Source organism: Roseovarius sp. 10, assembly GCF_033100315.1.
Taxonomy (GTDB): domain Bacteria; phylum Pseudomonadota; class Alphaproteobacteria; order Rhodobacterales; family Rhodobacteraceae; genus M30B80.
Genome location: NZ_JAWLVH010000001.1, coordinates 1 through 20,315 on the forward strand (window position 1 = coordinate 1; position 20,315 = coordinate 20,315).

General features: G+C 55.6%; 21 protein-coding genes and 1 tRNA gene. 15 read left to right on the forward strand and 7 right to left on the reverse strand.

The annotated features are described in order from the left end of the window. Window positions 1-124 (forward strand): DUF6538 domain-containing protein (locus RYZ18_RS14185; protein WP_411567084.1); only part of this gene is annotated, 124 nt, incomplete at its 5' end. Here the strand turns inward: RYZ18_RS14185 and RYZ18_RS00005 are convergent. The 4 genes from RYZ18_RS00005 to RYZ18_RS00020 form a co-directional block, all read right to left on the reverse strand. Beyond that, entirely contained in the window at window positions 121-630 is a 510-nt protein-coding gene (locus RYZ18_RS00005) for a hypothetical protein (RefSeq protein WP_317654280.1), read from the reverse strand. The two genes, RYZ18_RS14185 and RYZ18_RS00005, sit on opposite strands and share 4 nt — an antisense overlap. A 735-nt stretch (window positions 631-1,365) precedes the next feature. After that, window positions 1,366-1,608: a hypothetical protein gene (locus tag RYZ18_RS00010; RefSeq protein ID WP_317654281.1), complete on the reverse strand. Its 243-nt coding sequence runs from the start codon at window positions 1,606-1,608 to the stop codon at window positions 1,366-1,368. Between the two features lie 423 nt (window positions 1,609-2,031). Further along, window positions 2,032-3,210 carry a DUF6538 domain-containing protein gene (locus tag RYZ18_RS00015; RefSeq protein WP_317654282.1) on the reverse strand — a complete coding sequence of 393 codons (1,179 nt, stop codon included), beginning with the start codon at window positions 3,208-3,210 and terminating at the stop codon, window positions 2,032-2,034. A 101-nt stretch (window positions 3,211-3,311) separates the two neighbouring features. Beyond that, window positions 3,312-3,402: transfer RNA gene (locus RYZ18_RS00020), tRNA-Ser, on the reverse strand. 183 nt (window positions 3,403-3,585) lie between these two features. On the opposite strand from RYZ18_RS00020, the gene RYZ18_RS00025 reads away from it, so the two are divergent. The 9 genes from RYZ18_RS00025 to RYZ18_RS00065 all read left to right on the forward strand — a co-directional run bounded on the left by RYZ18_RS00025 (window position 3,586) and on the right by RYZ18_RS00065 (window position 13,685). Beyond that, window positions 3,586-4,428 (forward strand): SPOR domain-containing protein, encoded by an 843-nt coding sequence (locus RYZ18_RS00025; protein WP_317654283.1) that lies wholly within the window; start codon window positions 3,586-3,588, stop codon window positions 4,426-4,428. 52 nt (window positions 4,429-4,480) lie between these two features. Then, window positions 4,481-5,674 (forward strand): D-alanyl-D-alanine carboxypeptidase family protein, encoded by a 1,194-nt coding sequence (locus RYZ18_RS00030; RefSeq protein ID WP_411567063.1) that lies wholly within the window; start codon window positions 4,481-4,483, stop codon window positions 5,672-5,674. After that, window positions 5,675-6,304: a dTMP kinase gene (gene tmk / locus RYZ18_RS00035; RefSeq protein WP_317654285.1), complete on the forward strand. Its 630-nt coding sequence runs from the start codon at window positions 5,675-5,677 to the stop codon at window positions 6,302-6,304. Further along, on the forward strand, window positions 6,301-7,428 hold the full coding sequence (locus RYZ18_RS00040) for a DNA polymerase III subunit delta' (RefSeq protein ID WP_317654286.1): 1,128 nt from the start codon (window positions 6,301-6,303) through the stop codon (window positions 7,426-7,428). The genes tmk and RYZ18_RS00040 overlap by 4 nt, the downstream gene beginning before the upstream one ends. 64 nt (window positions 7,429-7,492) lie before the next feature. After that, window positions 7,493-8,323, forward strand: coding sequence for a TatD family hydrolase (locus tag RYZ18_RS00045; protein WP_317654287.1), 831 nt, complete (start codon window positions 7,493-7,495; stop codon window positions 8,321-8,323). Between the two features lie 4 nt (window positions 8,324-8,327). After that, complete coding sequence (locus RYZ18_RS00050; protein WP_317654288.1) at window positions 8,328-9,125, forward strand: MBL fold metallo-hydrolase; 798 nt, start codon at window positions 8,328-8,330, stop codon at window positions 9,123-9,125. 3 nt (window positions 9,126-9,128) lie between these two features. After that, window positions 9,129-10,061 carry an AEC family transporter gene (locus RYZ18_RS00055; RefSeq protein WP_317654289.1) on the forward strand — a complete coding sequence of 311 codons (933 nt, stop codon included), beginning with the start codon at window positions 9,129-9,131 and terminating at the stop codon, window positions 10,059-10,061. Window positions 10,062-10,162: 101 nt separating this feature from the next. Beyond that, window positions 10,163-12,367 (forward strand): NADP-dependent isocitrate dehydrogenase, encoded by a 2,205-nt coding sequence (locus RYZ18_RS00060; RefSeq protein ID WP_317654290.1) that lies wholly within the window; start codon window positions 10,163-10,165, stop codon window positions 12,365-12,367. A gap of 127 nt (window positions 12,368-12,494) precedes the next feature. Beyond that, window positions 12,495-13,685: a sugar transferase gene (locus RYZ18_RS00065; protein WP_317654291.1), complete on the forward strand. Its 1,191-nt coding sequence runs from the start codon at window positions 12,495-12,497 to the stop codon at window positions 13,683-13,685. Between the two features lie 76 nt (window positions 13,686-13,761). Here the strand turns inward: RYZ18_RS00065 and RYZ18_RS00070 are convergent, their stop codons facing one another. From RYZ18_RS00070 to RYZ18_RS00080, 3 genes are all read right to left on the reverse strand, one after another. Further along, window positions 13,762-14,307, reverse strand: a complete 546-nt coding sequence (locus RYZ18_RS00070; protein ID WP_317654292.1) for a hypothetical protein — start codon at window positions 14,305-14,307, stop codon at window positions 13,762-13,764. Continuing rightward, window positions 14,304-14,792 carry a hypothetical protein gene (locus RYZ18_RS00075; RefSeq protein WP_317654293.1) on the reverse strand — a complete coding sequence of 163 codons (489 nt, stop codon included), beginning with the start codon at window positions 14,790-14,792 and terminating at the stop codon, window positions 14,304-14,306. Before RYZ18_RS00075 ends, RYZ18_RS00070 begins: the two co-directional genes overlap by 4 nt. A 92-nt stretch (window positions 14,793-14,884) precedes the next feature. Then, complete coding sequence (locus RYZ18_RS00080; protein WP_317654294.1) at window positions 14,885-15,133, reverse strand: transcriptional regulator; 249 nt, start codon at window positions 15,131-15,133, stop codon at window positions 14,885-14,887. A gap of 62 nt (window positions 15,134-15,195) precedes the next feature. Here RYZ18_RS00080 and RYZ18_RS00085 point away from each other — a divergent pair, with 62 nt between their 5' ends. The 5 genes from RYZ18_RS00085 (at window position 15,196) to gmd (ending at window position 20,113) form a co-directional block, all read left to right on the forward strand. Beyond that, on the forward strand, window positions 15,196-16,065 hold the full coding sequence (locus RYZ18_RS00085) for a tyrosine-type recombinase/integrase (RefSeq protein ID WP_317654295.1): 870 nt from the start codon (window positions 15,196-15,198) through the stop codon (window positions 16,063-16,065). A gap of 119 nt (window positions 16,066-16,184) precedes the next feature. After that, window positions 16,185-16,652 carry a MarR family EPS-associated transcriptional regulator gene (locus RYZ18_RS00090; RefSeq protein WP_317654296.1) on the forward strand — a complete coding sequence of 156 codons (468 nt, stop codon included), beginning with the start codon at window positions 16,185-16,187 and terminating at the stop codon, window positions 16,650-16,652. Further along, on the forward strand, window positions 16,649-17,932 hold the full coding sequence (tviB, locus tag RYZ18_RS00095; protein ID WP_411567064.1) for a Vi polysaccharide biosynthesis UDP-N-acetylglucosamine C-6 dehydrogenase TviB: 1,284 nt from the start codon (window positions 16,649-16,651) through the stop codon (window positions 17,930-17,932). The genes RYZ18_RS00090 and tviB overlap by 4 nt, the downstream gene beginning before the upstream one ends. Before the next feature lie 58 nt (window positions 17,933-17,990). After that, entirely contained in the window at window positions 17,991-18,974 is a 984-nt protein-coding gene (locus tag RYZ18_RS00100) for a GDP-L-fucose synthase (protein ID WP_317654297.1), read from the forward strand. Between the two features lie 11 nt (window positions 18,975-18,985). Then, window positions 18,986-20,113 (forward strand): GDP-mannose 4,6-dehydratase, encoded by a 1,128-nt coding sequence (gene gmd / locus RYZ18_RS00105; protein WP_317654298.1) that lies wholly within the window; start codon window positions 18,986-18,988, stop codon window positions 20,111-20,113. Window positions 20,114-20,315: the final 202 nt, after the last annotated feature.

Below are 20,315 nucleotides of genomic sequence, written 5' to 3' on the forward strand. Positions count from 1 at the left end.
GCGTGTTCCTAGGGATTTAGTCTCTCAGTATCGAAGCAAGCGTGTTGTCATTGCTTTGAAGACACGATCTGCTCATCAGGCGAGGGCTTTGGCAGGGGCTAATGCTGCTAAGCTTGAGGCTTAGCCTTCAATTCTTTCACACACACCTTGCGACCCACTACCTTGAACGTATGGAGCTGGCGCAACTATACGTTTCATATATCGGTGAGTGCTTGGGATGTAGAGGATGGTCATATCCCACCGCGTGGCGTTGTTGTTTGGTGAAATGACCGAAAAATCAAATTCGTATCTGTCCCATTCATCATGGCCCACTCGACCATCAAGGCCAACTGAGTAATGCGCAATGTCGTCGTGAACTTCGATGGAAAAATTAGTCGGGTGCCATAAGTCCGCATGGGTGTAGTGGAAGAATGGCGTTGTATCTACGTAGATGCGTCTACATTCCAAGCGAAATGTTTCAGCCCAACTGCTTGTCGGGATCGCACATATCGTAAACAGCAAGCAAATTATCTTGATCAACGATAGCTTGCATTTTTCACCCTGCAGTTTGGAGAGGGCCGATATTCTGTAGTAGTCCTCTTTTTCACTTACGCTAAGGGCGTCCGCCACGTCCTGCACCTCCGCCGGCATTACTTGATCCTCCACCTACGCCGCCGGCTGCACCTCCGCCGGCATTACTTGATCCTCCACCTACGCCGCCGGCTGCACCTCCGCCGGCATTACTTGATCCTCCACCTACGCCGCCGGCTGCACCTCCGCCGGCATTACTTGATCCTCCACCTACGCCGCCGGCTGCACCTCCGCCGGCATTACTTGATCCTCCACCTACGCCGCCGGCTGCACCTCCGCCGGCATTACTTGATCCTCCACCTACGCCGCCGGCTGCACCTCCGCCGGCATTACTTGATCCTCCACCTACGCCGCCGGCTGCACCTCCGCCGGCATTACTTGATCCTCCACCTACGCCGCCGGCTGCACCTCCGCCGGCATTACTTGATCCTCCACCTACGCCGCCGGCTGCACCTCCGCCGGCATTACTTGATCCTCCACCTACGCCGCCGGCTGCACCTCCGCCGGCATTACTTGATCCTCCACCTACGCCGCCGGCTGCACCTCCGCCGGCATTACTTGATCCTCCACCTACGCCGCCGGCTGCACCTCCGCCGGCATTACTTGATCCTCCACCTACGCCGCCGGCTGCACCTCCGCCGGCATTACTTGATCCTCCACCTACGCCGCCGGCTGCACCTCCGCCGGCATTACTTGATCCTCCACCTACGCCGCCGGCTGCACCTCCGCCGGCATTACTTGATCCTCCACCTACGCCGCCGGCTGCACCTCCGCCGGCATTACTTGATCCTCCACCTACGCCGCCGGCTGCACCTCCGCCAGCATTGCTTGATCCTCCGCCTGCCGCACCGCCACCACCGGCATTGCCGGAGCCTCCTCCAGTGTCGCCGCCACCCGAGTTTCCTCCAGCGCCTGATCCAGAAGTATTAGTGCCAGAGTTTGTGCCTGCAGAACCTCCACTGGTCCCAGCCGACACTGTTTCATTCCCGCTAGAACCGCTATCATCTGAACGACGTTGGAAACTACGGCGTTGAACATTGAAAAAATTGTTGATGAAGTTGCTTACAACAATTCTATTCTCACTGCCTATGACCACACGTTGATTTGTGGGTCTCTCGCTCAGAAGTCCGCCGGCAGCAGCGGCTTCACCGACAATAATTGCCACCGCAAACGCACAATGAGCAAGGGATATGATCTGCTTTTCAGGCATCCCGACCTCCTTGCTGGAAGCATATCAGCCACGCATACAATGGTAGGCAATTATCAGTGTTAGAATGGCTCAGATCAAAAAATTGTGAACAATGCAGGCAAAGAATGCCTCATTTTTGAGCAGTTTATATAATTGATATCGCTAACAATTTTAACATCATATCTGCGAGAAGGGTATTAATTGTGTAGCAATTCCGACTCGAATTTTTGGAAAAGACACATGCAGATGCTGTGGCGCGTTCGCTGATCAATTCATGCCGCTCGCGAGATCCACGAAGCTAACACTTCCAGAGAATAGCCCTCGCCATATCCTTGACCCACGGAGTATGAGGCCCAACCACCGAGTTGGTCAGCTATTTCAGTTGGACATTCAATCTGCCTGAGGCGATCTCGGAACGAATGGCGGAAGCTGTGCATCGTGCATCCTTCAGGAACATATGGGCTGAGCCATTTGTTCAACGCAGCGCTTGCAGCGTTGGCTGAAGTGGTCGTCTGGCGATTGTATCTAGGGAAGGCGAACTGTGACGCTGTATCAGCCTGCAGGAGCCTCTCAGCGGCCCACAGAGAGTCACCTACGAGCGGAATCAATCTTTGGCTGCCTTGGGTCTTCAAGTTGCGCCAAGGGTGCTTGATGAGCCTTACATGCGGCGTATCGTGATCAAGAATGATGTCCGACTTCAGAAGGCCAGCAGCCTCAGCCAAACGCATTCCAGTATCGGAAATTAGAGCAACCAGCCACCGCATATCATCATCAATATCCCTACATGCCGCTTGAATGTTTCGGATGCTCTCAAGTGGTATCGGCTTTCTCGCAACAACCCCCGCTGTGCGGTCATGAAATACGCCAGAGAAAGGGTTCCGCATTTCGATCGCCAGTTCTGAACAGGCGAAATTGATGATGGCTTTGATGTGCGAAAAATTACGCGTGACAGAGCTGCCGGCTAGACCTTTTGCAACTAACCAATCTCGGAATTTCAAAGCATCTGCCCGAGTGTATTCCTGAAGTGCCTTATTGCCTGCTACTTTGATCACATAGGCTGTGGATCGCTCAGCGGCTGCTGTGAATGTCTTAGGGCGACCCTTGGCCTTGTGACGCAGATATATCTGCAAAGCATCCAACAGCGTTGTTTGGTCTTCTGAAACAGGCTCAACAGTATTCACCAAGGAATAGGCAGAATTTGACCTAACACCTGATTTTACGAGATGCAGGCCCGGAATATCCGAAGATGCTAATCGTAGCTGCACCCAATAAGCCTCAAGCTTAGCAGCATTAGCCCCTGCCAAAGCCCTCGCCTGATGAGCAGATCGTGTCTTCAAAGCAATGACAACACGCTTGCTTCGATACTGAGAGACTAAATCCCTAGGAACACGCCTGCTGAAGTAAAAGTAGCCTGCCTTTGTGAATGTGTATGGGACAGAAATGGTCTTCATTTTGGTCTACTCTACTGGCACGCAAAGGCGGCCTCGAACTATCATTTTCGAGGTAAATCAGTAGCTTAGAGCCATTATTTTCATGAAAATATGATGCCTGATGGCGGAGGAGGTGGGATTCGAACCCACGGTACGCTTTTGACGTACGTCGGTTTTCAAGACCGGTGCATTAAACCACTCTGCCACTCCTCCGACTTGGGCGGGATAGCTTGTGGAGGGCGATTCTGGAAGGGGGGCTGCGGTTGTGGATTCATCCGTAGTCAAAATTGCGCGACATGGGTTTTCAGGTTGCTTTTTCATGTGTATTATTCGTGCAAAAATAACAATTGCACCCAGATGGGCGCGCGGCATCAGATTGAGAACAGGGTAGGGCAGATGGATTTTTCCTTTTTTGGACGGGCAAGGCCGATCTATGCCCTTTTGGTGGTGGCGGCTTTCGGGCTTGGCGGGTGTCAGACGGGGCTCACGGGGAATGCGGCCGATCCAAGCCTTGCTGATACTGGCACGACCCGTTTGGTCGAGCGCGATGTTGAGGCGCCCGATGTGTTTCAGGTGACCGAAGACGGGCTTTGGGATGGGCGGCCCTCCTTGGGCGGTGTTTGGGTGGCGCACCCGTCAGCCACGGATCCCGAGCGGGTGATTATTCGCAACGAGGCCAATGGGCGCTTTGTGATTGGTGCGTTGTTCCGCCGTGAACGCGACAATCCTGGGCCTGCGCTTCAGGTGTCATCTGACGCAGCTTCGGCTTTGGGGCTACTGGCGGGGGCGCCCTCGATGTTGAACGTCACCGCCTTGCGCCGCGAGGAGGTCGCGGAGGATATCGCCTTGGCCACCCCTGCCGAAGGGATTGCGCCGCCGAATTATGACGGGCCTGATGCGGGCGGGGCCGAGACGATTGCCGCCTTGCCTTTGGATAGGCCTGCCTCTGCTGCCCCCGTTGCGCCTGCACCTGCCGCAAGCCCCGCACCCGTTGCGACAAGCGCCCTTGAGCGGCCTTTCGTGCAAATTGGCATTTTTGCAGTGCAAGAAAATGCAAATAACACCGCGCAGGCCTTGCGAAATTCTGGATTGCAGCCCACCATCTATGATCAGACCTCCAATGGCCGCCGTTTTTGGCGGGTGGTGGTCGGGCCTGCCTCGACAACTGCGGAGCGGGCCAATAATCTGGACGTTGCACGCAGGCTTGGCTTCCAAGATGCGTATTTTGTAACCAATTGAACCCGCAGCCAAGCCCTGCGGGTCGAGTGACAGGTGGGGAATGGGCGTGACATTGGCAAAGACACTCGGCAGTTTTGGCTGCAGTTTGGCCTTGGCCTTGGGAATTTTGCTGCCTCAGGCGGTCAAGGCCCAAGGGTTTGAGACACAGGCAGGATCGGCCTATGTGGTGGATCACAATTCAGGGCAGGTTCTGTTCGCTCTGAATGCGGATGTGCCCTTGCCGCCTGCCTCGATGTCCAAGCTGATGACGTTGAACATGACGTTTGAGGCACTGGAAGATGGGCGCCTCACGTTAGACACCTCATTGCCTGTCTCAGAGCATGCCATGTCCTTTGGTGGCTCAACCATGTTTCTCAACACCACCGACCGCGTTCGGGTCGAGGATTTGATCCGCGGAATTGTTGTTCTGTCTGGCAATGACGCAACGGTGGTTTTGGCCGAGGCGCTAAGCCCTGATGGCACTGAGGCAGGATTTGCCGCACTGATGACAGAACGCGCACGGCAATTGGGGATGGAGACGGCAACCTTTCGCAACGCCAGCGGCTGGCCCGCTGCGGGGCATGTGATGTCGATGCGCGATCTGGGCATTTTGGCGGAACGTCTGATCACCGAGTTTCCGCAATATTATCACTATTTCAACGAGCGTGAATTTCCCTTCGACAACCGCGCGCCTGACAATCGCTTTAACCGCAACCCGATTTTGGGATTGGGCATCGGGGCTGATGGTCTGAAAACGGGCCATACCGAGGAGGCAGGCTATGGTTTGGTCGGCTCTGCCGTGCAAGGCGATCGCCGCGTGACCTTTGTGATTTCGGGCTTGCCTACGGCGGATGCCCGCGCCGGTGAGGCGGAGCGGATCGTGAATTGGGCCTTTCGTCAATTTGTCGAGCGCGATGTGATCGCAGCGGGGGATATTTTGGCGCAGGCGCCTGTGTTCTTGGGCGAAACGCCAACCGTGCCTCTGACAGTGGCCGATGATGTGCGGATGCTCTTGCCGCAATTGACGGTCACGGGCGGGTTGCTTGAGGCGGAGGTTACGCTGTCTGGCCCTATTCCCGCGCCGATTGCGGCGGGCACGCCTTTGGGTGAGCTGCACATCGCGGTTGAGGGGCTGGCGCCGACAACAGTGCCCTTGATTGCCGCCACTGATGTGGCGCAGGCAGGCATAATGGGGCGTCTGGGGGCTGCAACTTCGCGCGCTATGGCGGCCGTGATGGGTCAGGTGTCTAGCCTGAGTGATAATTGAATGTCGGGCGCGGCAAGCGGGCTGTTTATCAGTCTTGAAGGGATAGATGGGGCGGGAAAATCCACGCAAAGCCGCCTTTTGGCGGCGCATCTGCGCGGCCTTGGCCGTGATGTGATTGAGACACGCGAACCTGGCGGTGCGGCGGGGGCAGAGGATATTCGCAAGCTGTTGGTCGAGGGGGATCCAGATCGCTGGTCGCCCGAAACGGAGATCTTGCTTTTTTCTGCCGCGCGCCGTGATCACCTTGAGCGCACGATTGCGCCTGCGCTTGCCCGTGGGGCCGTGGTGATTTGTGATCGATTTGCGGACTCCACCCGTGTCTATCAGGGGGCTGCGCGTGGCGATCTGCGCGATCTTGTCGATGATATCCATGCCCGTGTGATCGGGGTGGAGCCTGACCTGACCTTGATATTGGATATGGACCCCGCTGTGGCCTTGGCGCGTGGGTTGGCGCGGCAATCGGGCGAAGATCGGTTCGAGGACATGGGGCTGCCCTTTCAAGAGCGGCTGCGGTCTGGGTTTCAGGCGCTTGCCCGCGATTTTCCTGACCGCTGCGCAATGGTTGATGCCAATCAAGCGCCCGAGGCGATTGCACAGGATATCGCGCGGATCGTAGAGGCGCGGCTATGAAAGATGATGATCTCCTGCCAGAGGCGGATGCCGCCGAGGGTCTGCCGCATCCGCGCCATGCCCCGCAACTGATTGGTCACGCCGCCGCCGTGACCGAGTTTTGTGCGGCGCTTGCCTCTGATCGGATGCATCACGCGTGGCTGATTACGGGGCCAAAGGGCATTGGCAAGGCTACATTCGCGTGGAAAGCGGCAGAGCATTTATTGAACAGCCCCGATGACGCAGGGGCGGCTTTGTTCGACATGCCGCCTGATCCGCAGGGCTTCGTCACTGATCCTGAGGGGGCCGTGGCACGGCGTTTGCGCGCGCTGTCTGAGTCACGGGTTTTGCTGGTGCGGCGCGGATGGAATGAAAAAACCAAGAAGCTCTCCGCCGAAATCACTGTGGATGAAGTGCGCCGCCTGAACCAATTTTTTGGACTTTCCGCCGTAGATGGCGGGCGGCGTGTGGTGATTGTTGATGCGGTGGATGAGATGAACCGCAACGCGGCCAATGCATTGCTCAAACTGCTTGAAGAACCGCCTGAGGATGCGATTTTGCTTTTGGTTGCGCATCAACCCGCGAAGCTTCTGCCCACAATCCGCTCGCGTTGTCGCACGTTGCGTCTTAACCCGCTTGGGGCGGATGAGATGGCCCAAGCCATGCACAGCATTGATGTGGCAGTGGACGACCCGCGCGCGGTGGTTGAGTTGGCCAATGGATCGGTTGGGGTGGCCGCGCAGATGATTGAGGGGGGCGGTTTGGCGCTTTACGGCGCTTTGGTTTCGCTGATTGGAACCTTGCCGCGATTGGATCGCGCCCAAGCGATGGCCCTCTCCGAGCAGGTCACGGGCAAAGCAGGAGAAGCGCAGTTTGATCTGATGCTTGCGCTGTTGGATCGGTTGTTGGCGCGCTTGGCCCGTGTGGGGGTAACTGGCGCACTGCCCCCCGACATTGTCACGGGCGAGGGGGCAATTTTGGCGCGCCTTTCGCCAAGCCCCCATGAGGGTCGGGGATGGGCCGATCTTGCGGATCGTTTATCCGCCAAGGCACGACAGGGGCGCGCGGTGAACCTTGACCCTGCCGCTTTGATCCTTGATATGATCATAAGCATCGAAAAAGCGGCACCGCGTGTGATGGCGTGATCCTCCTGGAGGGGCGCATCACCCCCTTGCTGTGCCATAATCTGCGAGACTGATCTTTTAGCCCATGAGTGACCGCGTGACCCCCTCCTCTGATGCCACCCCGCAATTGGTCGACAGCCATTGCCATCTGGATTTTCCCGATTTTGAAGGCGAATTGGGCGATGTCGTGGCGCGGGCCGTGGAGGCGGGTGTGTCCCGCATGGTGACGATTTGCACCAAAATGGGCAATGTTCCACAGGTGCGCAGCATTGCCGAGAGCCATGCGCCCGTGTTCTGGGCTGCGGGCCTTCATCCGATGAGCGTGGCCGATCAACCGCCCGTCACCGTTGAGGATTTAGTGGCCCTTGCAGCGCATCCAAAATTCGTTGGCATAGGCGAGACGGGTCTGGATTATCACTACACCGCCGATAGCGCAGAGGCGCAAAAAGACAGTTTGCGCATCCATATTGATGCCGCGCGCGAGACAGGGCTGCCCTTGATCATCCATGCCCGCGCCGCAGATGAGGATATGGCGCAGATCCTGCGCGAAGGATATGCAAACGGCCCTTATTCCTGCGTGATGCATTGTTTCAGCTCTTCGGCTGAATTGGCGCGCGCGGCATTGGATTTGGGGTTTTATCTTTCAATGTCGGGCATTGCGGCCTTCCCAAAATCGGGCGAGTTGCGCGCCATTTTTGCCGAAGCGTCCCTTGATCGGATTTTGGTTGAAACCGACAGCCCCTATTTGGCCCCGCCGCCCCATCGCGGACGGCGCAATGAGCCTAGCTATACAGCCCTGACCGCGCAGGTGGGGGCGGATATCTTTGGCATCAGCCTTGCCGAATTCGCCGCGGCAACCAGTGCGAATTTTGACAGGCTGTTTTCCAAGGCCGCCCAATGGCAGGGGGGCGTTTAGGGTTATGGGCAAGCTGCGTTATACCATACTTGGCTGCGGCTCATCAGGCGGGGTGCCGCGTTTGGGGGGCAATTGGGGCGCCTGTGATCCGCGTGAACCCAAGAACCGCCGCCGCCGCTGCTCGCTTTTGGTGGAGCGTTTGGGCGAGGGCGGCACAACGCGGGTCTTGATTGATACCTCGCCTGATATGCGCGCCCAGCTATTGGATGCAGATGTGGGCGCGCTGGATGGTGTGGTTTACACCCATTCACACGCGGATCACGTGCATGGTTTGGATGATCTGCGCATGATCGTTTTCAACATGAAATCCCGCCTCAATGTTTGGGCAGATGCAGCCACGGCCAGCGATCTCTTATCCCGCTTTAGCTATGCCTTTGTGCAGCCCGAAGGGTCGGATTATCCACCGATCCTGACGCTGAACCCGATTGAGGGTGAGATTGTGGTGACGGGGGCAGGCGGGCCTGTGACGCTGCAGCCATTCGATGTGCAACACGGGCGCATCATGGCGAAAGGGTTTCGCATCGGTGACGTGGCCTATTTGCCGGATGTCTCGGACATTCCTGCGCCTGCCTGGGAGATGCTATCGGGTTTGGATTGTTGGATTTTGGACGCGCTGCGCCGCACGCCCCACCCAAGCCACGCGCATCTTGAGCAAAGCCTAGATTGGATTGCCCGCGCCCGCCCGCGCCGCGCAATCCTGACCAATATGCATTTAGATTTGGACTATCAAACGCTTTGCGATGAATTGCCTGCGCATATCTCGCCCGCCTATGATGGGCTGCGTATCAGTTTGGATTTCTAGAGGATGTCCGCCCTTCTTGAAGTTGTCTTGCCCGTCTTTATCGTCATTGGCTTTGGCTATGTGATGGTCTGGCGCGGCTTGTTTTCTGAGGAAGGCGTTGACCTTCTCATGAAGTTTTCACAAGGGATTGCGATCCCTGCGCTGCTATTTTTGGCGATTGCGCGGCTTGATCTGAGCCAAGATTTCCATTTCCCGCTGCTGCTGAGCTATTATTCTGGCTCAATCCTTGTGTTCCTTTTGGGGATGTTCGGGGCGCGCGTCATCTTTGGGCGGGTTTGGACAGATGCGGTGGCGATTGGTTTTGTGGCCATGTTCGCCAATTCCGTGCTGTTGGGCCTGCCGATCATGGAGCGCGCTTATGGCCCCGATAGCCTTGCAGGGAATTTTGCGATTGTCGCGCTGCACGCCCCGTTTTGTTATCTGGTGGGCGTAACCGCAATGGAGGGGGTCAAGGCGGGCCGCGTGGCCCCGCATATCTTGGCCCTTGCCGTGGGGCGCGCGCTGTCGCGCAATGCGCTGACCTTGGCCATTGGGGCGGGGTTTGTTGTGAATTTCATCGGGCTTGGCATGCCCGTTGTTGTCGAGGATGGGATTGCCCTTTTGGCCCGTGCGGCCCTGCCGACCGCGCTTTTTGGCTTGGGTGGGGTGCTCTATCGTTATCGTCCTGAGGGCGAGGTGCGGGTGATCGCGATGGTCTTGATCCTGTCGCTGATTGTGCATCCCGCAATTGGGTGGATGATGGGATCGCAGATTTTGCATATTCCCAGTGATGATCTGAAATCTGTGGTCATCACCGCCGCGATGGCCCCAGGCGCCAATGCCTATCTGTTTGCCAATATGTATGGGGCAGGGCGGCGCGTTGCGGCCAGTTCGGTTTTGGTTGGCACGGGCGTGACAGTTTTGACCTCATCAATTTGGCTGATCATCCTCGGGTGAGGCCCCTTGTAAATTTTGTGCTGCGGCAACCTTCACGCTTCCCATTTGGTCAATTGTATACTATGGGATGCCGAAATCATCCTCCCTAAGGAGCCAAAGCTATGACCGACCAGACCCCAGATATCATCTATACCAAAGTTGACGAAGCGCCTGAACTTGCCTCGGCTTCGCTTTTGCCGATCATCGCGCGCTTTGCGCGGGCGGCGGGTGTATCGGTTGGCACGCGCGACATTTCGCTGGCAGGGCGCATTTTGGCGGCATTTGCCGATCAATTGCCCGCCGATCAGCGCCAAAGTGATGATCTGGCCGCCTTGGGGGAATTGGTCAAAACGGCGGATGCCAATGTGATCAAGCTGCCAAACATCTCGGCCTCTGTGCCGCAATTGCAAGCCGCAATCAAAGAATTGCAGGGGCAGGGCTATGCGATCCCTGATTATCCAGAAAACCCCAAAACTGATGCGGAAAAAGACGCGCGCGCGAAATATGATGCGATCAAAGGCTCTGCTGTGAACCCCGTTTTGCGTGAAGGGAATTCAGACCGCCGCGCGGCTAAAGCCGTGAAGGCCTATGCGCAGGCCAACCCACATCGCATGGGCGAGTGGACGAAGGATAGCAAAACCCGCGTTGCGGCCATGTCGGGCGGCGATTTCCGCAGTAATGAAACATCGGTCACGCTGAAAGATGCCGCAACCGCGCGCATCGTTCACGTTGCGGAAGATGGCACTGAAACCGTTTTGAAGGATGCAGTCAGCTACCCTGCGGGCACGGTTGTTGATGCGACCTTCATGAGTGCCGCCGCGCTGAGCGATTTTCTGGCGGCTGAGATTGAACAAACGAAGAAAGATGGCGTGCTGTTCTCGCTGCATATGAAGGCCACAATGATGAAGGTCTCTGACCCGATCATCTTTGGCCATGCGGTCAAAGCCTATCTTGCGCCCGTCTTTGACGAATTTGGGGATCGTTTGGCGGCACTTGGCGTCAACCCCAATTCGGGTTTGGGTGATCTCATGGCCCGCATTGCAGGTGAGGCCGATATCAAAGCGGCGATTGACGCCTGCATGGCAGCGCGCCCGCCAATGTATATGGTCGACAGTGATCGCGGCATCACCAATTTGCATGTTCCCTCGGATGTAATTGTTGATGCATCCATGCCTGCGCTGATCCGTGCAGGTGGCAAAGGCTGGGGGCCAGATGGCAAGGAACATGACGCGGTCTGTGTGATCCCTGATAATTCTTACGCGCCCGTCTATGACGAGACGATCAAGTATTTCAAAGAAACGGGCAAGCTTGATCCTGCCACCTGCGGCACAGTGCAGAATATAGGCCTGATGGCGCAAAAGGCCGAAGAATATGGTAGCCACCCGACCACATTCGAAATGGCCGCAAAAGGCACGGTTCGGATGATCTTGGAAGATGGCACAGTGATCCATGAACACGCTGTTGAGGCGGGTGATATTTGGCGTTCCGCCTCTGCACGCAAGGCACCGATTGAGGATTGGGTGAATTTGGCGATTGATCGTCAACGCGCCGAAGGCTGCGAGGCGGTGTTTTGGTTGGATGAAACCCGCGCCCATGATGCGGAATTAATCGCCTATGTGCGCCCGATTTTGGAAGCGCACGGTGTGGCCGATAAATTCGCGATTATGGCGCCGCGTGAAGCGACCCGCAAAGCCCTAGAAACGATCCGCGCAGGTAAGAACCATATCGCCATCACAGGCAATGTGTTGCGCGATTACCTGACCGATCTCTTCCCCATCCTTGAATTGGCGACATCGGCCAAGATGCTGTCGATTGTAAAGTTGATGCAGGGCGGTGGTTTGTTTGAGACGGGTGCAGGCGGCTCTGCCCCGAAACATGTGCAGCAGCTGCAAGGTGAAAACCACCTGCGTTGGGACAGTCTGGGCGAGTTCTGCGCCCTTGGTGAAAGCTTTAAGTTCTTGGCGGAGACAAAGAACAATCCCGCAGCCCGTATCTTGGGCGAAGCGGTCGAGGCCGCGACCCAAGGCGTGTTGGACGATAACCGCAGCCCTGGCCGCAAGGTGGGCGAGCCTGACAACCGCGACAGCCATTACTGGTTCGCGCGCTACTGGGCCGAGGCCTTGGCCGCGCAAGGCGAGGATGCAAAGCTTGCCGCAGAATTTGCGCCGATCGCCAAAGCATTGGCGGAACATGAGGCGCAGATTTTGGCAGAGTTGCACGCCGCTCGTGGTGCGGCTGTGGATTTGGGCGGCTATTATCACGCAGACCCCGCAAAGGTTGCAGCCGTCATGCGCCCCTCGGCCACGATGAACGCAATTTTCGCCTGACGCATAGGCCACTTCGCGTGATATTTTAGCAAAGCCCCCCGTGGTTTCGGGGGGCTTTTGTCTGTTTGGGGGCTTTCCATATCGGCCCCAATCAGACAGAACATGGCGCAACATGAGGGGGGATGCCATGCGCATTGTCATTGCAGGGGCGAGCGGGTTTGTGGGGCAAATGTTGGTGCCCGAATTGCGCGCGCGCGGCGCAGATGTGATGCTGCTTGGCCGCGACCCTCAGGCGCTGCAGGCGAAATTCCCCGACTGCGCAGTGTCGGATTATGCAAACCTATCGCAGGTGCTGCAGGGGGCAGATCTGCTGCTCAATTTGGCGGTGGTGAATTCAGACGCGGGGGCAAGCCTGAGCGCCTATCAGGCCGTCAATGTGGAATTCGCAGCCACGCTTGCGCAGGCGGCGCAGGATGCGGGGGTGCGGTTTATCAATGTCAGCTCAACCCATGCTTTGGAGGCAGCCAACCGATCCGCCTATGCGCAAAGCAAGCGCGATGGTGTCGCCGCAGTTAACGCGGTGGGGGGGGATGTCGTGCATCTCTATCTGCCCGCGATTTATGGCGCGACATTCGCGGGCGCGCTGCGCCATCTAAACCGCTTACCCAAGCCTCTGGCGCGGTTTGCCTTTGGCCCGATTTCGGCGCTGAAGCCGACCCTGTCCGTGACGCGGCTGGCGGAGTGGCTGTGTCATCACGCGCGGACGGCCCCGCGTGAGCTTGTGCTGAGTGACGGGCAGGGGGGCAACCTCACCTATCGCGCGGTCAGCCGCGTGATGGATTTAGCTGCCGCAGTGGGTGGCTTGATCCTATTCGCGCTGCCGATGCTGATCTTATGGGCTTTGATCCGCAAAGAGGGCGATGGCCCTGCAATTTTCGCGCAACCGCGCGTGGGCCGTGGCGGGCAGGTCTTCACTTGCTATAAATTCCGCACCATGGCGATTGGCACGAAACAGGCGGGCACGCATGAGGTGTCTAGCGCCGCCGTCACGCCCTTGGGGGCCAAGCTGCGCCGATATAAACTCGATGAGCTGCCGCAGCTTTGGAACGTGCTTTGGGGTGACATGAGCCTTATTGGCCCACGCCCCTGCCTGCCTGCGCAAGAGGAATTGGTGCGCCTGCGTGGTCAGGCGGGTGTTTTGGACATTCGCCCTGGCATCTCAGGTCTTGCCCAAGTTGCGGGCGTGGACATGAGCGACCCCGCGCGCCTCGTTGCATGGGATGCCCGCTACATCGCTCTGCGCGGTCTGATTTTGGACATTCGGTTGATCTTGCAAACCGCCCTTGGGGCGGGGCAGGGCGATCGCGTTGGGAAATGAGATTGATTTCGCGCGTGTTTGATAACTGACATTTCGCGACATTTAAGAATTTTTATACATAATTTAAATTAAAAATCTAATTTGGCTTCGTTTTGTGAAATTGATCCAGCTCTAGGAATCTCTTTAGCGCCTTGCGCCGGCCCGCGTGCGCGTCCTGTAAGTGGCGGCGCGCGGCGCGGCGGTCTCGTTCGTCAAAACGCGCAGACGTCGCCGTGAGTTGGCGCAGTAATTTGCGCCCTGATATCTGCCCCTCGATATTGAAGAGATAATCAAGGTCTTCGAGCTCGCCGCGCACCAAGTCTATTTCGTAAGCTAGGGTGTGTGGGGTTTCGCGGGCCACGATTTCGGCGGCGTGGCGCTGGGCATGGGTGAGCCGCGCCTCGGCTGTCGCAAGCTGGAGCGCCGCCGCGCCGCGCGGGGTCTGGGCTGCAGTTTCGGGCGTCGCCACAGGGTCGCCAAGTATCAGTCTGAGGTGGTGGAGAATTTCAGTCGCGGGTGGCGCGGCACTCAGACCGTGGCGCCGAGCGTTTTGGCTGGATTTTCGGCGGCCTTCGGCGGTTTTGGGCCCCGTGCTAAGCCGCGCGTTTTTGCGGTTGGACTGCCGCTTGAGGGCGCTCGTCATGGCTCTGAGACTTCAGCGTCATCGATATTCGCCAGCGCACGGCGCGCCTGCAAGTCGTGGAAGTCTTTTAATAATTGTCGGCGCCGGGCCTCTAGTCGTTCCACGCTCACCTCGTGGTGCGCGTGGATGTTTAGGTGATTTGCGTAGGCGACCGCCCCGAACTCACTCATAGACTCACGCGCCGCTTCTTTGCCTTGCGAATTATTGGCATTCTGGTCTGCTTTGGGGGGCAGCAATCGGCTGCGCTCCTCCCGCAGTGCTTCTGCGCTCACACGCTGCGCCTCATGTGTGAGCAGGCGGGCGCTGAAGCGGCGGTGGCGCACAATTTCCCATTCAGAGTAGGCGATGAGTTCCACTTGGCGCCGCTCGAGGTGGGTCTTTGGGTTCAGTTCCTCGCCGAGGGCTATCATCAACGCTTCGAGCGCGCGTGGGTCTTCGTCTGGCGTGGTGATGGGGGGATGTGTAATGGCTACATCTATCAACATATTGCGCTAACCCTTAATAGTGGCACTGCATATCGTTAGGGTATTAGCACCCGCAATTGGTCGCAAGCTGTTAGCGCTGCTCCACTAAAAAATTATTTTTGGGTTTGCTTGGGGTTGAAGCGTATCCCCGGCCGGTCGTCTGGGGCGCCTATGAACTCGATTCCGGCGGCCTCCAGTGTGAGGCGGATAATTTTGATGTTGGCTGCCGTGCTCTTAGGAACGCCGTCGGTGGCTTCCATGCGAATGATGGTCCGTTCACTGACCTGAGTTTCATTTGACAGCCGAGTGATATTCCATCCCAAGGCCGCTCTAGCAGATCTGATTTGTGTGCCAGTGATCATTGACAATCTCCATTTTGTCACTAAAAATGACATATGTCACTTTATGAGATTTACGCAAGCATATGATTACGTTGGCAGCTTTGGAAGGCGCTTATGCGCCGAACACCGTAACAGCTTACAAGCGCGATGCACAAAAGTTTACTTTATGGTGTGAAGGCAGAGGCTATCCTAGTTTGCCCGCCACACCGGCAATTGTGCTAGAGTTCGTTGAGGCCTGTGGTCGAGACTGCCTCGCACGCACAGTGCGGCGCCACCTGATCGCAGTCGGGATGCTGCATCGACTGAATGGCGTCAGTGATCCGACCACTGGCCACGATGTGGCGCTCGCGTTGAGGCGGCTCGCCCGCGCCCGGCGCTCACCTCCGCGTCAGGCGCGGGGCCTCGCCCATGCAGAATTGCGGAGCATGCTCGCGGCGATGCCCTGCACTTTGGTAGGTCGCAGAGACGCGGCCATGCTCGCTCTCGGTTACGAAATCCTTGGCCGTCGCGCTGAAATTGTCTCTCTGTGTGATACGGACTTAGAAGTCCGTGAAAATGGAACGCTCCGCGTGACGATATCCCGCAGCAAGTGCGACCAAACGGGTCTGGGGCGGTTTGCGTTTACGTCACGGGACACGGCAACCTTGGTTGCCAATTGGATTGCCGAGCGAGGCTGTGGTTTTCCATTTTTATTTTGCCCCATCTATCGTGGGCAGCCTATTGAGCGTGGCCTTCACCCTGTTACCGTAGTGCGCGCCGTGAGGGCCGCAGCGAAGCGCGCGGGCTTGTCTCAGCACTTGGAGCTGTCGGGGCACTCACTGCGCGTAGGCGCTGCACAAGAGCTACTAGTTCGCGGGTTTGACACTGTCGCCATTGCGCGGGCTGGGGGTTGGAGGTCAATTGCAACGCTGTCGCGTTACCTCGAGGCGGCGCAGCACAGTGTTTGGGAGTGACGCAGGCGCAGCAATTAAGAGAGGATCTCAATTTGTGCTTGTCATTGAAAAAAAGAAAAATTGTAGGCCCTTCTCTGCCGCGGTCGTAGAATTCGGTTGACCAATCTATGTGCTTTGATATGCGTTCACTCGTGAACGCAGGGTGCAAGAGATCTGATGCGCATAAAGAAGCTGGGCGGTTATTTGAAGCTCAGTGCGGTAGCCGTGTTGCATCGCGTTCATCGAAATCTTCCCAAGACTTACGATTTCGCGTGCTAAGGCTCCTTGAGGCTAACCCTAGATTGTCCCACCGTGATATCGCGGACGCGCTCGGGGTCAGTGCTGGCGGTGTAAATTACTGTGTGAATGCATTGATCGATGTTGGCGCGATTAAGGTGAAAAACTTTCGAGATAGTAGGAATAAATTGCGTTACGCGTATTTTTTGACGCCGAAGGGCCTCGCGGAGAAGTCCGCGCTTGCGGGTGATTTTCTTGCCAGAAAATTGAATGAATACCGAGCAATCAGAGCGGAAATTGACGACCTGATGTCGGAATTTGGTGCAGATGACCATGAACTCAGCCTCGAAAAGAAGAGAACAGTAAAGTGATCTCAGGAACACGACATGAGCATAAACTTGCTGTCATAGGGCTAGGATATGTTGGGCTGCCCCTCGCCGTGGAATTTGGCAAGAAATATGATGTTATGGGCTTTGACGTGAATGAGGCTCGGATCGCAGCGCTGCAGGCGGGGCATGACGCTACCTTAGAGGTGTCGGATGCGGAATTATTGGAGGCGAAGAAACTGCGCTACTCCTCAAATGCAGATGACTTGAAGGCAGCGAATATTTTTATCGTCACAGTGCCCACGCCGATTGATGCCTCAAAGCGTCCTGACCTGACACCTTTGATCCGTGCTTCTGAGACAGTAGGTGCTGTGCTAAAACGTGGCGATATCGTGATTTATGAGTCCACGGTATACCCTGGCGCCACCGAAGAAGACTGCGTGCCCGTGTTGGAGCGCGTTTCTGGGTTAACGTTCAATACGGACTTCTTCTGTGGTTATAGCCCTGAACGTATAAATCCCGGCGATAAAGAACATCGTTTGACAACGATCAAAAAGGTCACAGCGGGCTCAACCCCTGAAGTGGCCAATACTGTAGACGGGCTCTATGCCTCAATTGTAACGGCGGGGACGCACAAGGCGCCGTCAATCCGGGTTGCCGAGGCCGCTAAAGTGATCGAAAATACGCAGCGCGATCTCAACATCGCGCTGGTCAATGAATTGGCGATTATATTTAATAAGATGGGCCTTGATACCGAGGCAGTGTTGCAAGCCGCCGGCACAAAGTGGAATTTTCTTCCCTTCCGACCTGGTCTGGTGGGAGGACATTGCATCGGTGTTGATCCCTATTATCTGACCCATAAAGCCGAAGCCATGGGATACCACCCGCAGGTGATCTTGGCGGGGCGCCGGATCAATGATGGTATGGGTGCATATGTGGCGGGTCAATTGGTGCGCGCAATGATACAACGTGCTATCAATGTGCACGATGCACGCGTTTTAATAATGGGATTGGCGTTCAAAGAAAACTGCCCTGACCTACGCAACACTCGCGTCGTGGACGTTGTGGCTGAATTGGAGGCTTTCGGCATTGTAGTTGATGTGTACGACCCATGGATAAATCCTAGTGAAGCGCAGCAGGAATACGGTATTTCATTATGTAAACTACCCAAAGCTGGCGTCTATGATGGGGTGGTCATTGCCGTTCCCCACGACGAATTTCGAGCTATGGGGGTGGACGCCCTAAACGCTTTTGGAAAACCCACACATGTACTTTACGATTTGAAATCAGTATTTGACGCCGATCAGACCGATTTACGGCTTTGATCTAGACGAGACCCAACATAATAGAACTTCTCGCGTTGTTCTCCGTGAAGGTTGAAAAATGACTACAAGCCCAAAAATATATGTTGCAGGCCACCAAGGCATGGTAGGCTCAGCAATAGTGCGTCAACTGATTGCGCTCGGTCACCCTGAAGAACGTATTTCCACTCGGCGCCACGCGGAGTTGGACCTCACAAACCAAGCGGCAGTTGACAATTTTTTTCTAACCGAAAAGCCGGATCAAGTCTACCTGGCTGCTGCAAGAGTGGGGGGAATCCACGCTAATAACGCATTTCCCGCTGAATTCATTTACCAAAACTTGATAATTCAGGCAAATGTTATCCACGCAGCCTTTCGTTATGGGGTACAAAAGCTACTTTTCCTTGGCTCAAGTTGCATCTACCCGAAACTGGCTCCTCAGCCAATGCGTGAAGACGCGCTGCTTACTGGCGTCTTGGAGCCTACCAACGAGCCGTACGCAATTGCTAAAATTGCTGGAATCAAGCTTTGCGAGAGCTACAACCGTCAATATGGCGCCAGCCACGGGCTTGATTACCGAAGCGTCATGCCCACCAACCTTTATGGTCCCGGCGACAACTATCATCCAGAAAACGCTCACGTAATCCCCGCGCTTATAGGTCGTTTTCACAAAGCCAAGATTGACAGAAAACCTAGTGTAAATATTTGGGGCACGGGCCAGGCTCGGCGCGAATTTTTGTATGTGGACGACATGGCCTTAGCAAGCATCCATGTGATGAATATTCCAAAGGCTACATATGAGCAATTCACCCAACCTATGCTGAGCCACATTAACGTTGGCTGTGGCGAAGACATAACCATTTCTCGATTAGCACAAATCGTTGCTCAAACAGTAGGCTACACTGGTGAAATTCAAACTGATCCAACGAAACCCGATGGCGCGCCGCGTAAGCTTATGGATAGTTCCCGCATGAAGGCGCTTGGTTGGGAAGCTACAATTGGGCTGGAGACTGGGTTAAAAGCTGCTTATCAAGACTATCTCAATAAGTTCGCCACTCAAAGTTAAAGGAAAGTGCTGTGACAACAAAACCCAAGGTAGCCCTTATCACAGGCATTACCGGTCAGGACGGTTCTTACCTTGTCGAGTTTTTGCTCGAAAAAGGCTACATAGTTCACGGCGTTAAACGTCGCGCTAGTTTGTTTAATACACAACGTATTGATCACATCTATCAAGATTCTCAACGAGGAAATGCGAACTTCAAGCTGCACTATGGCGATTTGAGTGACACCAGCAACTTAATCCGCATTGTTCAAGAAACGCAGCCTGATGAGATTTACAACCTCGGTGCCATGAGCCATGTAGCCGTAAGCTTCGAAAGTCCAGAGTATACCGCCGACGTTGACGCCGTCGGTACGCTGCGCCTTTTAGAGGCAATTCGTATCCTTGGACTTGAGAAAAAAACTCGTTTTTATCAAGCCTCAACCTCTGAGTTGTACGGCTTGGTGCAAGCAACGCCTCAAAACGAAAGTACCCCTTTCTACCCACGCAGCCCCTACGCAGTGGCAAAGCTGTATGCATATTGGATTGTGGTCAACTATCGCGAAGCCTATGGGCTGTATGCCTGCAACGGTGTTCTTTTCAACCACGAAAGTCCGCGTCGAGGAGAAACCTTCGTTACCCGCAAGATAACGCGTGGGTTGGCTAATATCGCTCAAGGTCTCGAAGACTGCCTATACATGGGCAACATGGATGCTCTGCGGGACTGGGGGCATGCTAAAGATTACGTACGCATGCAATGGATGATGCTACAACAAGATCAGCCGGAAGACTTTGTTATTGCCACAGGTGTACAATACACCGTCCGTCAGTTCATCCAATTGGCGGCACGAGAGCTCGGAATTACTCTCAAATTTAAAGGTCAGGGAGTTATGGAAACAGCAGTTGTAGAAAAAATAGATGGCGATAAATGTCCAGCCCTTGACGTGGGTCAAACCATTGTTCGTGTTGACCGTCGCTACTTTCGGCCAACAGAAGTTGAAACTTTGTTAGGCGATCCGAACAAGGCAAAGAATAAATTAGGCTGGTCACCCGAGATTACAGTTAAGCAGATGTGCGAAGAAATGGTGGCTAACGATCTTAGAGAAGCCAAGCGGAACTCGTTTTTAAAAGCCAATGGCTACTCTATTGATGTTAGCCCCGAATAAGAATGATTACATGTAATACTGGCAAAGCTAACCTTTTCGATCGTAGCTATTTTATCCCCGCAACTCTTAGCCACAAAGCTACTTCGAATAAATGTTGCGGCCATGAGCTCAAGCTAGTTCATAGTTATTATCTGTACTCGCTACAATAATTATGCTAACCACCTAGTCCGCAAAGTTTTAAAAATTATGTGCTTTGTGATTT

Excerpts from the sequence above, each read along its gene's own strand:
- RYZ18_RS00100 (WP_317654297.1), top strand. The coding sequence starts at position 17,991 with ATGACTACAAGCCCAAAAATATATGTTGCAGGCCACCAAGGCATGGTA.
- RYZ18_RS00040 (WP_317654286.1), top strand. The coding sequence starts at position 6,301 with ATGAAAGATGATGATCTCCTGCCAGAGGCGGATGCCGCCGAGGGTCTG.
- RYZ18_RS00005 (WP_317654280.1), bottom strand. The coding sequence starts at position 630 with ATGCCGGCGGAGGTGCAGGACGTGGCGGACGCCCTTAGCGTAAGTGAA.
- RYZ18_RS00050 (WP_317654288.1), top strand. The coding sequence starts at position 8,328 with ATGGGCAAGCTGCGTTATACCATACTTGGCTGCGGCTCATCAGGCGGG.
- RYZ18_RS00080 (WP_317654294.1), bottom strand. The coding sequence starts at position 15,133 with ATGATCACTGGCACACAAATCAGATCTGCTAGAGCGGCCTTGGGATGG.
- RYZ18_RS00075 (WP_317654293.1), bottom strand. The coding sequence starts at position 14,792 with ATGTTGATAGATGTAGCCATTACACATCCCCCCATCACCACGCCAGAC.
- RYZ18_RS00015 (WP_317654282.1), bottom strand. The coding sequence starts at position 3,210 with ATGAAGACCATTTCTGTCCCATACACATTCACAAAGGCAGGCTACTTT.
- RYZ18_RS00065 (WP_317654291.1), top strand. The coding sequence starts at position 12,495 with ATGCGCATTGTCATTGCAGGGGCGAGCGGGTTTGTGGGGCAAATGTTG.
- RYZ18_RS00045 (WP_317654287.1), top strand. The coding sequence starts at position 7,493 with ATGAGTGACCGCGTGACCCCCTCCTCTGATGCCACCCCGCAATTGGTC.
- RYZ18_RS00010 (WP_317654281.1), bottom strand. The coding sequence starts at position 1,608 with ATGTTCAACGCCGTAGTTTCCAACGTCGTTCAGATGATAGCGGTTCTA.
- tmk (WP_317654285.1), top strand. The coding sequence starts at position 5,675 with ATGTCGGGCGCGGCAAGCGGGCTGTTTATCAGTCTTGAAGGGATAGAT.
- RYZ18_RS00090 (WP_317654296.1), top strand. The coding sequence starts at position 16,185 with ATGCGTTCACTCGTGAACGCAGGGTGCAAGAGATCTGATGCGCATAAA.
- RYZ18_RS00025 (WP_317654283.1), top strand. The coding sequence starts at position 3,586 with ATGGATTTTTCCTTTTTTGGACGGGCAAGGCCGATCTATGCCCTTTTG.
- RYZ18_RS00070 (WP_317654292.1), bottom strand. The coding sequence starts at position 14,307 with ATGACGAGCGCCCTCAAGCGGCAGTCCAACCGCAAAAACGCGCGGCTT.
- RYZ18_RS00060 (WP_317654290.1), top strand. The coding sequence starts at position 10,163 with ATGACCGACCAGACCCCAGATATCATCTATACCAAAGTTGACGAAGCG.
- RYZ18_RS00055 (WP_317654289.1), top strand. The coding sequence starts at position 9,129 with ATGTCCGCCCTTCTTGAAGTTGTCTTGCCCGTCTTTATCGTCATTGGC.
- RYZ18_RS00085 (WP_317654295.1), top strand. The coding sequence starts at position 15,196 with ATGATTACGTTGGCAGCTTTGGAAGGCGCTTATGCGCCGAACACCGTA.